The following is a 15,823-nucleotide window of genomic DNA, read 5'->3' as shown; positions in this document are numbered from 1 at the left end:
TATATTTTATCAATCTAAAACCGAAAAACAAATTTCTTCGTAAATACTACGAACAATTTTTTATTTAAAATAAAGCGAAACATGCAAACGGTTTACAGATAAAGGTAACCAAAAACCAACTGAAAACTGCAACTGCTAAAGAATATTAAAAAATAAATGGCTACAAAATCATTAAAAGCAAGAAATAACGATATTGCTAATACGTCTCGTCAAATGGAAATTCTTTCTAGCGGCATATTTGCTAACGGAGAATTACCAACTTTTGCTGCTAAAATTAAAGAAACAAATCAGTTTCCTTTACGTCCTAAAAAATTAGAAATTTTACAAATAAACTTAGGTTATATGTGTAACCAAGTTTGCGAGCATTGTCATGTAGATGCTGGTCCAGATCGTAAAGAAATCATGACGGTAGAAACCATGCAACAGTGTTTAGATGTTATTAAAAAAACAGAAGCACATACGCTAGATTTAACTGGTGGTGCACCAGAAATGAATCCTAATTTTAGATGGTTTGTAGAAGAAGCTTCTAAAGCCGGAATTAAAGATTTTATTGTGCGTTCTAACTTAACAATTATTAGAGCTAATAAAAAGTACTACGATTTACCAGAGTTTTTCAAAAAACACAATGTACATGTTGTTTCTTCGATGCCACATTGGACGCGTGGAAAAACAGATAAGCAACGTGGTGATGGTGTTTTTGATAAATCAATTAAAGCTTTACAAGAATTAAATGCTGTAGGTTATGGTATGCCGGGTTCTAATTTAAAGTTAGATTTGGTTTACAATCCATCAGGAGCCTTTTTACCAGGAGATCAAATGGCATTAGAAAACGATTTTAAGAAAGCTTTAAAAGCCGATTTTGACATTGATTTTCATAGTTTGTTTGCCATTACAAATTTACCAATTAGTCGTTTTTTAGATTACTTAATTGCTTCAGATAATTACGAAGATTATATGCATTCTTTATTAGATGCTTACAATCCTGCGGCTGTAGAAAATGTAATGTGTACAAACACAATTTCTATAAGTTGGGACGGTTGGTTGTATGATTGTGATTTTAACCAAATGCTAAATTTAAAAGTTGCTAGTAAAGTAAAGCACGTTTCTGATTATAACGAAGAATTATTACAAAATAGAAATATTATTATCAATCAGCATTGTTATGGTTGTACCGCCGGTGCAGGAAGTAGTTGCCAAGGAGTTGTAGCGTAATCTATGAATCAAAAAACCGCCTTATTAATTTTTGCAAATTCAGCAGCTAAAGAAGTAGAAAGAAAAGAATTTCTATCTGCAGAGATTTTTAGTGCTTTAAACAAGCAGACTTTAAAAACGGCTAAAAAATCGAAACTCCCTTATTTTGTTATTTCAGAAAAAGAACAAACAGGAGCTTCTTTTGGTGAACGTTTTACCAATGCTATCGATTTAATTTTTAAAAAAGGGTTTGATAATGTTATTACCATTGGTAATGATACACCTCATTTAAAAACAAAGCATTTATTAGATGCGAATACATCTTTAACAAAAAAACAACTTGTTATAGGGCCTTCTAAAGATGGTGGATTTTATTTAATGGGACTTAAAAAGGCACATTTTAATAAAGAAACCTTTTTAAAATTACCATGGCAAACTAATAAACTACAAGCGTCTATTGGTGCGATTTCGACAATTAAAAAAGAACAAATCTCTTTTTTAGAGTTGTTAATAGACATTGATGCGCAAGAAGATATTAAAACGATTTTACAAAGTTTTAAAACACTTTCTTTAGATGTTTTACTACTTTTAAAGAAAACAATTTTTGCTATTAAAATATACAATATTAGCAAGGTTTCGTTTTATAAAACCTCTTCATTTACTAAAAACTACAACAAGGGTTCTCCCCTATTTTTTGCGTATCTATAATTTTAGTATTGTTTAACAATACAAATCAACCTTATTTTACACAAAAATTCACTCGATGAAATACATTACTATGTGTATACTTATGCTTGTTACAAGCATAAGTTTTGCACAACAAAAAATTACAGGAACTATTACTGATAAAAGTTCTGGCGAAGTGTTACCATACGTTAGCATTAAAGCTATAAATACAAACGGAACAACTTCAGATTTAAATGGTAATTATACCATAACTATTTCTAAAAACACCCAATTTTTAACATTTAGCTACTTAGGTTACCAACCTAAAAAAGTAGCCATTAATAATAACACTGCAATAGATATCGCTTTAGAAGAACTTGCAACTAGTTTAAATGAAGTTGTTGTAACTGCTTTAGGTGTAAACAGGCAAACCAAAGAATTAGGTTATGTGGTTCAAGAAATCAAATCTAAGGATATTAACGAAGTAAAAACACCTAACTTTTTAGACAATTTATCTGGTAAATTAGCAGGTGTTACGGTATCACAAGGCGCAACTGGCGTTGGTTCTTCTTCTAAAATTACCATTCGTGGTGAGGCTTCTTTTTCTAACAACAATCCGTTATTCGTGGTAGACGGAACGCCAATTAACAACAATACTGTTTTCAATTTTACCAATGAAGCCGCTGCCGGATTCCAAGAAATAGATTTCGGAAATGGTGCTATGGAAGTAAATGCGGATGACATTGCATCTGTAACCGTTTTAAAAGGGCCAAGTGCCGCAGCATTATATGGTACAAGAGCTTCTAACGGTGTTATTGTGATCAAGACAAAAGATGGTAGCAAAAAGAAAGGTTTGGGCGTAAGCATTAACTCTTCTATTACTTTTGATAATGCTTTTCGTTTGCCAGATTTTCAAAATGAATATGGTCAAGGAAATGCTGGCAACTTCGAATATGTAGATGGCTTAGGTGGCGGTACTAACGATTTAATCACCTACTCTTGGGGACCTCGATTAGATGCTGGTAATTTTATAGCTCAGTTCGATTCGCCTGTAACTTTACAAGACGGAACTGTTGTGCGAGGTGGAGATACATCGCTGTATTCTAGCGAAAATATAACGCCTACGTTATTTAAATCGAACCCAGATAATTTAAAAGACTTTTATCAAACAGGGATTACAACCGTAAATAATGTTGCTATAACCAATACTTTTGATACAGGTTCTTATAGATTATCACTAACCGATTTAGATAGCGAATCTATTATACCTGGTGTAAATTTAGAACGAAAAACGGCAGCGTTAAAAATGACCTTTCGTCCAACAGAAAATACAAAAATTACGAGTAGTGTAAATTATGTAAATTCTAGCAGTGATAATAGACCAGCTAATGGTTACGGTAGTGAAAACGTAAATTATTCTTTAGTAGCTTGGGGACCTCGTTCTCTAGACATCAACAGTTTAAAAAATTATTGGCAACCAGGTTTAGAAGGCGTGCAACAATATTCATTTAACTATACCTATTTCGATAATCCGTATTTTATTTTAAAAGAAAATACCAATTCTTTTAACAGAGATCGTGTTTTTGGTAATGTCACCATCAACCATAATTTTACAGAGAACTTAAGTGTTTCTTTGCGTTCTGGAATGGATTATTCATCAGAAAAAAGACAATTTAAACGTAATTTTAGTTCTAATCGTTTTAAAAACGGAGCGTATGCAAAACATGATGTTTTTTATCGAGAAATTAATACCGATTTTTTAATAAACTACAAAAACACCTTTGGTAATTTTACTTTTGATGCTTCTTTTGGTGGTAACAGATTAGATCAAACGGCATCAACAAAACAATCGCAAACAACCAATTTGGCACAACCTGGTATTTTTAGTTTAAACAATGCCGCTTCTCCGATAGAAGTGTTTCAATTTGATTCTAAAAAGAGAATTAATTCGTTATACGGAATTGCAAAATTTGGTTATAAGAACTTTTTATACTTAGATATTACAGGTAGAAATGATTGGTCTAGCGCATTGGCAACTCCTTTTTCTGTAGATGGTACTTCTTTCTTTTATCCTTCTGTATCCTCTAGTTTTATACTTTCGAATTATACAGAATTACCAGAAAGTATTTCGTTTGCAAAACTAAGAGCTAGTGTTGCACAGGTTGGTAATGATACCAATCCATACCAAACTTCTGGTGCTTTTGTGTCGCAGACTACTTTTAATGGGCAACCTACTTTTAGCAATCAAGATTTTATACCAAACGCAAACTTAAAACCAGAATTAACTACGTCTTATGAAATTGGTGCAGACATCCGTTTTTTTAGAGATCGTTTAAATTTTGATTTTACATATTACAACGCAACTACCAAAGACCAAATTATTTCTTTACCGATTGCAATTTCTTCAGGTTACAATCAACAAGTAATCAATGGCGGAAAAGTAAACACCAAAGGAATCGAAATTATCTTAGGCGGAACCCCAATTAAAACAGCCAATTTTAAATGGAATACCACTTTCAACTTTGCTACAAACAAATCTACCATTAAAGATTTGCCACAAGATGAAGGTAGACTAACATTGGCGTATAGTAGAATTTACAATAGTGCCAACCAAACCGTATGGTTTCAAGTAGAAGAAGGCGGACAAGTAGGAGATTTATACGGTACGGGTTATCAGAAAAATGAAAATGGTGAGTTTTTAATTGATGATAATGGGCGTTACATAGCCAATAACGAGTTGATAAAATTAGGAAACTACAATCCTGATTTTACTTTGGGTTGGAACAATAGTTTTGCATATAAAAACTGGAATGCCAATTTCTTATTTGATTGGAGACAAGGTGGCGAAATTGTGTCTAGAACTAGCGCTTTGGGTAATGTTGGTGGCCAATTGGCAGAAACTTCTTTTAGACCAGATGCAGGTATTGTGGCGCAAGGTGTTAATGTAAATACTGGCCAACCAAACACTGTTGCTGTTTCTGCAGAAAGTTATTACAGACAATATTATGATAGAAATCATGAAGAAAACAATGTATACGATGCTTCTTATTTAAAACTTCGTCAGTTTTCTATTGGTTATACTTTAAATTTAGCAGAAGGCTTTTTAGGTTTAAAAGACACTTCTACCATGAACTTTTCTTTTATCGGTAACAACATATTTGTTATTACAGAAAATCCGCATTTCGATCCAGAACAATTGGCAGTTCAAGGCAATGGTTTTGTAAGCGGTGTAGAAGACATGAGTTATGCTACAAGTAGAAGTTTCGGTTTTAAAGTAGGATTTAATTTTTAAGAAAGCACCATGAAAAAACACATATACATCCTTGCAATTTTTGCGATAATCTTTGCAAGTTGCACCACAGATTTTGAAGAAATAAATACCAATCCAAACGCACCAGTTGCGGTACAGCCAAACCTCTTGTTAAGACAAGTACTTTATAATTTTGGCGAAAACATGAGTTACGAAGGTTTTGTTGCGGGAGATTTACTGGCACAACACCGTACAGCTTTAGATTTTAATTTGTTTGATAGACACGATTTAAAAAGTCCGCAATTAGGTGGTAATCCTTGGAGTATTTTTTACACCAATTTACGCGACAACGAAATCATTTTAAAACAATCCAAAGAAACACCTGCCTTTGCGGTTTATGAAGGTCCTGCTTTAATTTTAAAAGCATATATGGCTGCCGGATTAACAGACTTATTTGGCGATGTGCCTTATTTTGAAGCTTTTAATGGTATCGAAGGAACGGTAACCCCTGTTTACGATTTACAAGAAGACATTTATCAAAATGAAAACGGAATTTTAGACAATTTAGACAAAGGAGTCGCAGCAATAAATGCGTATACAGGTTCAATACCTTTAGAAGGTGATATTATATACAATGGTAATTTAAATCGATGGATTCAGTTTGCAAACTCGCTAAAAATAAAATACCTCATCCGTATTTCTGCAAAAGTAGATGTAGCTGCACAATTACAAGCTTTGTTTAACAATGGTAACTACATTCAATCCAATTCAGAAAATGCTGTTTTCGATTTCACAAATTCAGAACCAAACAGTTTTAGATTGGCGCAATTAAGAGTTGGAGATTTTAACAACTTTGTACTTTCGGAAACGATGGAAGAAGTGTTAACCGATTTAGAAGACACCAGAATCAATACCTTTTTTAGACCTTTTGCAAACGCAACGGGTAATGATTATAACGGATTGATAAACGGTATTGATGCATCCTCAACATCGGTTGCTTTGTCAGATTATTCTTTGGCTGGTACTGCTTTTAGAGAAGACACATCTAGTTTAGATGCTAATTTTATGACTGCTTGGGAGACCAACTTTTTATTAGCCGAAGCTGCAGCAAAAGGATTTATAAATGCTGATGCAGAAACGTTGTACAACAGAGGTGTAACGCAAGCTTTTGAGTTTTGGAACACCGATTTACCTGCAACTTATTTAGCAACAAATGCAAATTACAACGCAGCAAACAGCACGCCGTTAAACCAAATAATTACCCAAAAATGGATTGCATCACTAATAAATGGTTACGAAGGTTGGATAGAATATAGACGTACTGGTTTTCCGGTATTAAAAGATGTGTCTGCAAGTTTAAACGCAGGTTTAATTCCGGTACGAATGCCGTATCCTGCAGAAGCAGCAAGTTTAAATTCAGAAAATTATAACAAAGCAGCAGCGGCTACAAACGGCAACAGTTTGGATGCTAAAGTTTGGTGGAACGAATAAAGTATGGATGTAATACATTGGCAATGGTTATTGGTTATAAGTTCAAGTCTTATCTTGTTCTTATTATCGCCGTATGCAAAAACAACGTCGCAGTTTTTTAAAGCAGTCCATAAAAAGAAAGCGCCAAATACAGCTGTATTAACAGGTAGTTTAATCATTTCTTGGATTTTTGCGAAAAGCATTACCAATGCAGCCAACTTAGGTTTGGCTTTTGGTTTGGTTGGTGGTGTTGCGTACGCAGGTTATTACCTTTCTTTTGCCATTGCTGGTATTATTATTTATCAATTAAGAACTGTTGGTGGTTTTACAAGTATTCATCAATTTCTAATATCAAAATTTGGTAAAAAAGCCATGGCAATCTTTTCGATTTTAATTGCTTTTCGACTTTTTAATGAAGTATGGAGCAACACCATGGTAATTGGAAGCTATTTCGGCGCACAAGGTAGCACACCTTATTTTACCGCAATAATTGTATTTACATTACTAACACTTGCCTACGCATTAAAAGGCGGTTTAAGCAGTTCTATTTTTACAGACGTAATTCAAATGGTGCTTTTCTCGGTTTTATTGCTAATTATCTTAGGCACCATTTTTACTACGGATGATTTTTCATCCGAAGAAATTATAAGTTCTGGAACATGGAGTTTCGAATTGGGTTTAAACCTCTTTTTTGCGGCGTTATTGCAATCGTTTAGTTATCCATTTCACGACCCTGTTTTAACTGATAGAGGCTTTATTTCATCACCAAAAGTAACGCGTAAAAGTTTTTTATGGGCAAGTATTTTAGGTGCAATTTGTATTGTCTTATTCAGTTTAATTGGTGTCTATGCACAAACCAAAGGAATGTCTGGGCAAGCAGCTGTAGAAGTAGGTAAAGCCTTAGGTATTGTATTATTGTTAGTTATCAATTTTATAATGATTACCTCTGCAGCCTCAACTTTAGACTCTACATTTTCTTCTTTTTCTAAACTTTTAGCAATTGATTTAAATTTAGGAAAGTCGGTTTCTTTTGGAAGAATTACGATGATTACCGTAGCCGTTTTAGGTACGATTCCTGTATTTTTAAATGCAGAAATCTTATCTGCAACCACTATATCGGGTACAATGGTTATTGGTTTGACTCCTGTTTTTATTTGTTGGAAAGCGCAAGTACCTAAAATTAGTTACTACCTAAGCGTATCTTGTGGTTTGCTCTTTGGGTTTTTGCTACTATTTAATGCTTTTCCAGAAACACTCATTTTTACAACAGGAAAATATGCCGATTTACTTTGGGTAAATGTTTGGGGCATTTTAAGTTGTATTTTATTATACTTTATACCATCATGGATCAGAAAATAGAAAATTTAGGCAAACTATCTGGTAAGACACTGCTTTTTGGTGGTGTTTATAGCAATTTACAAGCTATAGAAGCGCTAAAACAAATTGCCGAAAAAGAAGGCATTCCGCCAGAAAACTGTATTTGTACAGGCGATATTGTTGGTTATTGTGCACAACCAGAAGAAACGGTGCAATTATTTAAATTGTGGGGCGCAAAAAGTATTGTAGGCAACGTAGAAATTCAGTTGCGTGAAAATGCAGCAGATTGTGGTTGCGATTTTAGAGAAGGCTCTAGATGCGATGGTTTTTCGCAACTTTGGTATCCGTATGCACAAAGCAAATTATCTAGCAACTCTTTAGAATTTTTAAAAACTTTGCCCAATACAATTCAGTTTGAGTATGCTTCAAAAAAGGCAACTGTAGTCCATGGTTCTTATTTTAATGTATCAGAATTTATATTTAAATCTACCGATTGGTCTAAAAAAGCACCAAATTTTACTGCTACCAATAGCGATGTAATTGTTGCGGGCCATTGTGGTTTGCCATTTCAAGATCAACAAAATGGGCAACTATGGCTAAATCCTGGTGTAATTGGCATGCCCGCAAATGATGGTAACCCAAGTGTTTGGTATGCAATTTTAGACGATGCCAAAGAAAATTTTAATTATACACATCATACTTTAAATTATAATTATAAATTAACAAGCAAATTAATGCAAAACGGTTTGCTGCCAGAAGAATACTCTAGAACTATTGTTACGGGTATTTGGGACAATACAGAAATATTACCTGCCATAGAAACAGGTTTACAAGGATTAGGAATTCAATTATAACATAAAAAAAGAAAAAATGAGCTATTTAGAAACAACACACAATGTATACAAAGAAGCAGCATTAACACCAGACGTTGGTTTGTGTTGTACTACCAACCCTATTTGGGAACTTCCTGGTTTAAAAATACCAAGAATTATGCAAGAAATGAACTACGGTTGTGGTTCTACTGTGCATGCTAGAGATTTAACCAACAACCCAAAAATGCTATATGTTGGCGTTGGTGGTGGAATGGAGTTGCTACAATTTGCGTATTTTAACAGAAACAAAGGTGGTGTTATTGGTTTAGATGTTGTAGATGAAATGTTAGAAGCATCTCGTAAAAACTTTAAAGAGGCAGAAGCTCAAAACGATTGGTTTCAAAGTGATTTTGTCGATTTAAGAAAAGGAGATGCTATGGCATTGCCAGTAGAAGATAATTCTATTGATGTTGCTGCACAAAACTGTTTGTTTAATATTTTTAAGTCAGATGATTTAAAGAAAGCCATTGCAGAAATGTACCGAGTATTAAAACCGCATGGTAAATTGGTAATGAGCGACCCAACTTGCGAGCAAGAAATGAATAACGAATTACGTAATGATGAGCGTTTACGTGCCTTATGTTTAAGTGGAAGTTTGTCGATTGCAGATTACGTAAAAGCCTTAACAGATGCTGGCTTTGGAACGATAGAAATTAGAGCTAGAAAGCCGTATCGAATTTTAGACCCTAAAAATTATCCAACAGAAGAGTTAATTTATATAGAATCGATAGAAGTTGCCGCAATTAAAGATCCAATGCCAGCAGATGGTCCTTGTATTTTTACGGGTAAAGCAGCCATTTATTATGGTGATGAGGACTTTTTTGACGATGGGGCTGGCCACACTTTATTAAAAAATCAACCGTTGGCAATTTGCGATAAAACTGCGGCTGCCTTAAAAGCATTGGGTAGAGATGATATTTTCTTTTCAGAATCTACATATCACTACGATGGTGGCGGCTGTTGTTAATAGAAGCTTTTAGCTGCTATTTTTTAAAAGCATTAAAATGATATAAAACCTCAAATAATGAAAAAACTTTGCATCCTTTTTTTAGTAATCAGTTCTACTGCATTTGCACAAAAAAAACTAGACAAACTATTAAATAAATGGAATACTAGAAACGTACCTTATATATCCGTAGAAACCTTAGCATTGCCAAAAACCAATGCTATTTTATTAGATGCTAGAGAAAAAGCAGAGTTTGAGGTAAGCCATTTAAAAAAAGCCATTTACGTTGGATACGATAAATTTCAACTCGAAGAAACACTTCCAAAATTGCCCAAAGATAAAGACGCTAAAATTGTAGTGTATTGTTCTTTAGGCATCCGTTCAGAAACCATTGCGCACAAATTAATTCAAGAAGGTTATACCAATGTTTACAATTTATATGGTGGTATTTTCGAATGGAAAAACAATAATTTTAAAGTAGTAGATACCTTAGGCAAACCCACAGAAAAAGTTCATGCTTTCAGCAAAAACTGGGGCAAGTGGTTGCATAAAGGAACAAAAGTTTACGAATAAACTCATAAAAAACGATGGCTAAAAATCATAAAAACCTATTGCTTGTTTTCACTAGAAATCCAGAATTAGGAAAAGCAAAAACACGTTTAGCAAAAACAGTTGGCGACGAAAAAGCTTTAGAAATTTACAAGTTTCTATTAGATAGAACAAGAACTATTGCAAGCCAAGTAAACGCCGACAAAGCGGTGTACTATTCCGTTAAAATTAGAGAAAACGATCTTTGGGATGCTAATGTTTTTCAAAAACACCAACAAGTTGGCGAAGATTTAGGTATTCGAATGCAAAATGCTTTTTACAATGGTTTTACAGCCGGCTATAACAAGGTTTTAATTATTGGTAGCGATTTGTACGATTTAACACCAGAAACGGTAGACCATGCTTTTCATCAATTAGATACTAATGATGCAGTTATTGGGCCTGCAGAAGATGGTGGTTATTATTTGTTAGGGATGAATCGCTTGCACGAAAAAGTGTTTCAAAACAAAGAATGGGGCACAGAAACGGTTAGAGCCGCAACTTTAAAAGATTTACAAGATAAAAAAGTACATTTGTTACACGAATTGAATGATGTAGATGTTTATGAAGATATAGCAAACCATCCTGCTTTTGAACATTTATTATAAAAATAGACCAAACTAAAATTATGAAACAACAGCAATTACAAGAAACCATCGATTTTTTAAAAGCAAAAGGTATTACAAATCCTGCTACAGGTATTGTTTTAGGTACAGGTTTGGGTAAGTTGGTAGATGAAATTACCATCGAAAAAGAAATTCCGTATGCAGACATTCCTAACTTTCCGGTAGCTACTGTAGAGTTTCATTCTGGAAAATTAATTTATGGTGATTTGTCTGGTAAAAAAGTTATCGTAATGGCGGGTAGATTTCATTTATACGAAGGTTATACGCCATGGGAAGTAACTTACGGCATTAGAGCGATGCACGGTTTGGGCATTCAAAATCTATTAATTTCTAATGCTGCGGGTGCTATTAACCTAGATTATAAAAAAGGAGATTTAATGTTGATAGAAGACCACATCAATCTTCAAGGTAGTTCGCCATTAGCTTTTAACGGTGCAAATGCCTTTGGTAATATTTTTGCCGATATGCTAGAACCGTATTCAAAAGCAATCAATATAAAAATAAAAGACATCGCAAAAGCGCATAAAATTCAATTACATCAAGGTATGTACGCAAGTGTTCTTGGTCCACAGTTAGAAACGAGGGCAGAATATAGAATGTTGCAAATTTTAGAAGCTGATGCCGTTGGTATGAGTACTGTGCCAGAGGTAATTGTTGCCAAACAATTAAACCTGCCATGTGCTGCAATTTCTGTATTAACAGATGAGTGTGATCCTAAGAATTTACAACCTGTAGATATTGCAGAAATTATTGCCATTGCTGGTGCTGCAGAACCTAAGATGATTACTATTTTTAAAGAAGTGGTTAAAGAATTATAAACGCATCCTTTAGAATACTTAAAAGAGGATATCTTTAGAGAGCCGTATGGCATACCTAAAAATATTCTCTTTTTGCTTATATAAAATATTATTTATTCTTTAAAATTCAACAACTTTAAATAACAATTAGCCTCTCTTTTTTGCTTTTACTTAACACACTATTCACGTTTAAATAATCTTATAGTTATATGCTTGTAAGTTTAAATTTACAACATGACTAGAGTCACTTTCTTTGCTTTTTTTATTTTATTACAAACCCTAGGTCAAGAAGTAAAATTCGAAAACTTTTCTGTTAACAATGGCTTATCTAACAATTCTGTTAAAGATATCGAAAATGACAATAATGGTGGTTTATGGGTAGCTACATGGGATGGTTTAAATTATTTTGACGGCTACAGCTTTAAAATTTTTAAAAATGATATCGATGATAAAAATACGATTGCAGGTAATTTTATATCTAAAATTAAAAAGGATGGCAAGGGTCGTATTTGGATACTTACCGAAGATTTTAAAGTAAGCAGATACATCGGTAATAAAAAGTTTAAAAATTACTCTTTTAAAGAAAAACCTATAGACATTTCAATATCGAATAAAGAAAACATCATTATTTACACCAAAAATAATTGTTATGAATTTATTGAAGGCCAATTTAAAAACAGACCAACACACTTACCCAACGATAAAAATGTAAGATTAAAAAATATCTTACTCACTAAATATCCAAACCTAGTTATTAATGATGTTTTAAAAGACAAAACAGGTAATATTTGGTATGCTACACGTAAAAATGGTTTGTTTATCATAAGAAACAAACTAAATAAATCTAATAAATACCATATAGAAAACTATCTTAAAGATCCTTATTCTCTAACAAGTTTTAATAGTAACGAAATAGAAACCTTGCATGAAGATGTCTTTGGTAATATTTGGTTGGGTGCTAAAGATGGTGGTATAAGTATGGCTTATACAAATTCTGATAAAATTCTCTCTATAGCTCCGCATCCTATAGATACCCCTAATATCCCAAACGAAACGCTACGCGCAATCACCAAAGATATTCACGGTAAACTTTGGTTGGGCTATTATACCAAAGGCTTGTATTCTTATAATGCTGATAGTAAAAATTATAAAAAGTTTGCAATTAAAGAAGCAAAAGAACAACCAGATTGGAAACGCATTCGCACACTATTTACAGCATCTGATGGTACAATATGGGCAGGAACTTATGCCGGAATTATCAGAATAAAGAAAAACGGAGATTACATTTTATATGATGCTACAAAAACCGCTAATTTCCCTAACAATAGAAATTATAGCATTTATGAAGATACCAACAAACACTTATGGATTGCATGTTGGGGTGGTGTTGCCAAATTTAATTTAAATTCAAATAAATTTGAAAGCTACAAAGGGCAACATTTATTAGAAAAGTACCATGTTAGAGATGTAATTTTTATAGACAACGAGTTAATCTTAGCTACAGAAAATAATGGTTTACGCTTGTTTGATGTGCATAAAGAAAAGCTACAAACCATTCCTGTTAAAAAAGGTCTTTCTAATTTTCATAAAGAAGATAAAAGTGTTACTTCTGGTAGTAACCATATAAAATTATTGGATTTAAAAAATGGTGAACTACAAACGATAACTACCAAAAACGGAATCTTAAGCAACAGTACCTATGCCGTTTATAAAGATTTAAAAACAGGGTATTATTGGGTAGCAACTTTAGGCGGATTGACCATTTTTGATAAGGAAAAAGGCATTATTAAAAATATTACTGAAAAAGAAGGTTTACCAAGTCAGCTTGTATATGGTATTTTAACCAATAAAAATGATGTTTGGATAAGCACAACCAAAGGAATTGCAATTATTAATAAAACTAATTTCTCTGTAAAACCTTTTTATCCAAAGGGTGGTTGGCAGGTTTCTGAGTTTTCTGAAGGTGCTTATTATCAAGACGCGAAAGGCGATTTATATTTTGGAGGTATAAACGGCCTAAACTATTTTAATCCTGATAATATTCAATTTAATAACACAGAAGTAAAACTTAAATTATGGGTAGATTATAATGAAAACTACACAAAAAATATTGTAAAAACGCACAACCAAAACCACATCGATATCGATTTGATTCCTATTCGATTTCCTATAAAAGTAGAAAAAAATATTTATTACAAATTAGAAGGCAAAGACAAAGAATGGATTTTACTAAATCTTAACAACAAAATAAGTTATAGCAACCTTGTACCTGGTAAGTATACTTTTTTAGTTAAAGAAGGTAAAAACAGCAATCAAAAACTACTTTTTAATTTAGAAATTAAAAAACCTTTTTACCAAACCTTTCTGTTTTTTATAATAGTAATTGCGCTCATTTTAATGAGCGCCGTTGTCTTTATTTACATCAAAAATAAAGCTGCAATTAGACAACAGAAAAAATTAGAAGAAAAAATAATTGCAAGAACCAAAGTTATCGAAAATCAAAAAAAGGATTTAGAAGACATCAACTCTAAACTCGATGAAAAGAATAAAAAAATACTGCTTCAAAAAGAAAAACTATTAGAATTACACAATCAATTGAAGAACGAAGATTTTGAAATCGAAAAATTTAAAACCTTTGTGCTATCAGAATTTCAAGAACCTGTTTCTAATATCATAAAAAAAGCAAGCGATTTATCAGAAAATTCAGAAAACAAAAAAAGTATTCTTTCACAAGCCAACAAACTAATTACAGTAATTTCTGAGTGGAATTATTTAAGTCAAATTAAAGATATTGGCGCAATAAAAACCTCGGTAGTAGATTTATTACCTATCGTAAAAAATAGTGTTAACAAACTAGAAAACGCATTGCAACAGCACAAAGTAGATTTTAGTTTTCACATTAACAAAACACCAAATTGGGTAGAAGTAGATGTTTTACGTTTTCGTTTAATGCTTCAATATTTATTTAATGATATTCAAAAATATTCTGATAAAGGCAGTCAATTAGAATTACAAATTAAATACAACGCAGGTAATTTTAATGTACAAATTGCCTCTAACAGTAGTTTACTTTTAAATAGTTGGCATCGTGTAATGCATTACAGTCCTTATTTTAAAGCGTTTCAAACTTTAATAAAAGATTTAAATGGCGAGTTTTACAACTTTAACTTAGAAAGTTCTTTTAAAGTATCATTACAAATACCCATACCCCAAATTAATACCAAAGATGCACAAATAGAAACCATCTCTTGGAAACATTTTAACGAACAAGACAACCTCGCATCAGACAAAAAAAATGTATTGGTTTTTTGTGATAGAGAAAACACTAGCGCTGCAAATCAAATTGTATTAGAAAACAACTATAATTTAATTTTCGAAAATACCGCTAGTAATTTAAATGCAGCTACAAAACAACTTACAATACATAGCATTGTATTATATGACGTTGCTTTTTCTAAAGAACTCTTGTACTTTCTTAAAAATTCTGATGAAATTAAAAATAGAAAAATTCCGCTTATCTATATATCAGAAGATTTTAATACACAATTAAGAGAACAGTCTGTAGAGTTTGGTATCGATACTATAATTCAATTACCAGCAAGTACCTCGTTTGTACAAAAAAAGATAGCCTCTTTAATAAACACTAAAAGCAACGCACCCTTAGACCATAAATTTCAACAACAAATATTTGATATTTTAACGGATAAAGAGCAATTGCAAACAGCAAATGACAAGCTCTTAAAAAAGAGTTTACATATTATTAAAAGTGAAATTCACAACCCCAATTTTAATGTAGAAATGTTGGTAGATACTTTAGATATTTCTAGGGTAAAATGTTATCGATTATTTAAAGAGCGTTTAAAACAATCGCCATCAGATGTAATCATGTCTTTAAGACTGCAAAAAGCAGAAGCATTGTTAAAAACGCAAAAACTAAATATATCAGAAATAAGTTTTGAGTGTGGTTATAACGATCCTAAATATTTTGCCAAAGCTTTTAAGAAGCATTATGGTAAAAGTCCTAAAGAATTTAAACAACAGTTTTGTTAAAAGTATTGTTACTGTAGGATTTTCTAAATGTTAGAGAATTGTTACTGTAA

Annotated in this window: 11 protein-coding genes; all 11 read left to right on the top strand. The window is 32.5% G+C overall.

Translation table 11 applies throughout. The features are described 5' to 3' along the window. Positions 1–156 precede the first annotated feature (156 nt). Positions 157–1,212 carry an arsenosugar biosynthesis radical SAM (seleno)protein ArsS gene (gene arsS / locus WG950_RS12640; protein WP_079737121.1) on the top strand — a complete coding sequence of 352 codons (1,056 nt, stop codon included), beginning with the start codon at positions 157–159 and terminating at the stop codon, positions 1,210–1,212. Between the two features lie 3 nt (positions 1,213–1,215). Further along, entirely contained in the window at positions 1,216–1,899 is a 684-nt protein-coding gene (locus WG950_RS12635; RefSeq protein ID WP_340932830.1) for a TIGR04282 family arsenosugar biosynthesis glycosyltransferase, read from the top strand. A 55-nt stretch (positions 1,900–1,954) separates the two neighbouring features. Beyond that, complete coding sequence (locus WG950_RS12630; RefSeq protein WP_340932828.1) at positions 1,955–5,149, top strand: SusC/RagA family TonB-linked outer membrane protein; 3,195 nt, start codon at positions 1,955–1,957, stop codon at positions 5,147–5,149. 9 nt (positions 5,150–5,158) lie between these two features. Continuing rightward, a complete protein-coding gene (locus WG950_RS12625) occupies positions 5,159–6,598 on the top strand; it encodes a SusD/RagB family nutrient-binding outer membrane lipoprotein (protein WP_340932826.1) in 1,440 nt (479 codons plus the stop codon). Between the two features lie 3 nt (positions 6,599–6,601). Then, positions 6,602–7,936: a sodium:solute symporter family transporter gene (locus WG950_RS12620; protein ID WP_340932825.1), complete on the top strand. Its 1,335-nt coding sequence runs from the start codon at positions 6,602–6,604 to the stop codon at positions 7,934–7,936. Further along, positions 7,921–8,748 carry a metallophosphoesterase family protein gene (locus tag WG950_RS12615; protein ID WP_340932822.1) on the top strand — a complete coding sequence of 276 codons (828 nt, stop codon included), beginning with the start codon at positions 7,921–7,923 and terminating at the stop codon, positions 8,746–8,748. Before WG950_RS12620 ends, WG950_RS12615 begins: the two co-directional genes overlap by 16 nt. 16 nt (positions 8,749–8,764) lie before the next feature. Further along, positions 8,765–9,733, top strand: coding sequence for an arsenosugar biosynthesis arsenite methyltransferase ArsM (gene arsM, locus WG950_RS12610; RefSeq protein WP_340932821.1), 969 nt, complete (start codon positions 8,765–8,767; stop codon positions 9,731–9,733). Between the two features lie 57 nt (positions 9,734–9,790). Next, complete coding sequence (locus tag WG950_RS12605; RefSeq protein WP_340932820.1) at positions 9,791–10,285, top strand: rhodanese-like domain-containing protein; 495 nt, start codon at positions 9,791–9,793, stop codon at positions 10,283–10,285. Positions 10,286–10,299: 14 nt separating this feature from the next. After that, on the top strand, positions 10,300–10,908 hold the full coding sequence (locus WG950_RS12600; RefSeq protein WP_340932818.1) for a TIGR04282 family arsenosugar biosynthesis glycosyltransferase: 609 nt from the start codon (positions 10,300–10,302) through the stop codon (positions 10,906–10,908). A gap of 20 nt (positions 10,909–10,928) precedes the next feature. Continuing rightward, on the top strand, positions 10,929–11,744 hold the full coding sequence (locus tag WG950_RS12595; protein WP_340932816.1) for a purine-nucleoside phosphorylase: 816 nt from the start codon (positions 10,929–10,931) through the stop codon (positions 11,742–11,744). A 213-nt stretch (positions 11,745–11,957) separates the two neighbouring features. Then, positions 11,958–15,773 (top strand): two-component regulator propeller domain-containing protein, encoded by a 3,816-nt coding sequence (locus WG950_RS12590; protein ID WP_340932814.1) that lies wholly within the window; start codon positions 11,958–11,960, stop codon positions 15,771–15,773. The last annotated feature ends 50 nt before the right edge of the window (positions 15,774–15,823 follow it).

It is taken from the genome of Polaribacter marinaquae, assembly GCF_038019025.1.
GTDB classification, from domain to species: Bacteria; Bacteroidota; Bacteroidia; order Flavobacteriales; family Flavobacteriaceae; genus Polaribacter; species Polaribacter marinaquae.
This window is presented reverse-complemented; position numbering and strand designations above follow the sequence as displayed.

Bases quoted from the DNA above. Each gene is read 5' to 3' on its own strand.
- arsS (WP_079737121.1), top strand. From the start codon at position 157: ATGGCTACAAAATCATTAAAAGCAAGAAATAACGATATTGCTAATACG.
- WG950_RS12635 (WP_340932830.1), top strand. From the start codon at position 1,216: ATGAATCAAAAAACCGCCTTATTAATTTTTGCAAATTCAGCAGCTAAA.
- WG950_RS12630 (WP_340932828.1), top strand. From the start codon at position 1,955: ATGAAATACATTACTATGTGTATACTTATGCTTGTTACAAGCATAAGT.
- WG950_RS12625 (WP_340932826.1), top strand. From the start codon at position 5,159: ATGAAAAAACACATATACATCCTTGCAATTTTTGCGATAATCTTTGCA.
- WG950_RS12620 (WP_340932825.1), top strand. From the start codon at position 6,602: ATGGATGTAATACATTGGCAATGGTTATTGGTTATAAGTTCAAGTCTT.
- WG950_RS12615 (WP_340932822.1), top strand. From the start codon at position 7,921: ATGGATCAGAAAATAGAAAATTTAGGCAAACTATCTGGTAAGACACTG.
- arsM (WP_340932821.1), top strand. From the start codon at position 8,765: ATGAGCTATTTAGAAACAACACACAATGTATACAAAGAAGCAGCATTA.
- WG950_RS12605 (WP_340932820.1), top strand. From the start codon at position 9,791: ATGAAAAAACTTTGCATCCTTTTTTTAGTAATCAGTTCTACTGCATTT.
- WG950_RS12600 (WP_340932818.1), top strand. From the start codon at position 10,300: ATGGCTAAAAATCATAAAAACCTATTGCTTGTTTTCACTAGAAATCCA.
- WG950_RS12595 (WP_340932816.1), top strand. From the start codon at position 10,929: ATGAAACAACAGCAATTACAAGAAACCATCGATTTTTTAAAAGCAAAA.
- WG950_RS12590 (WP_340932814.1), top strand. From the start codon at position 11,958: ATGACTAGAGTCACTTTCTTTGCTTTTTTTATTTTATTACAAACCCTA.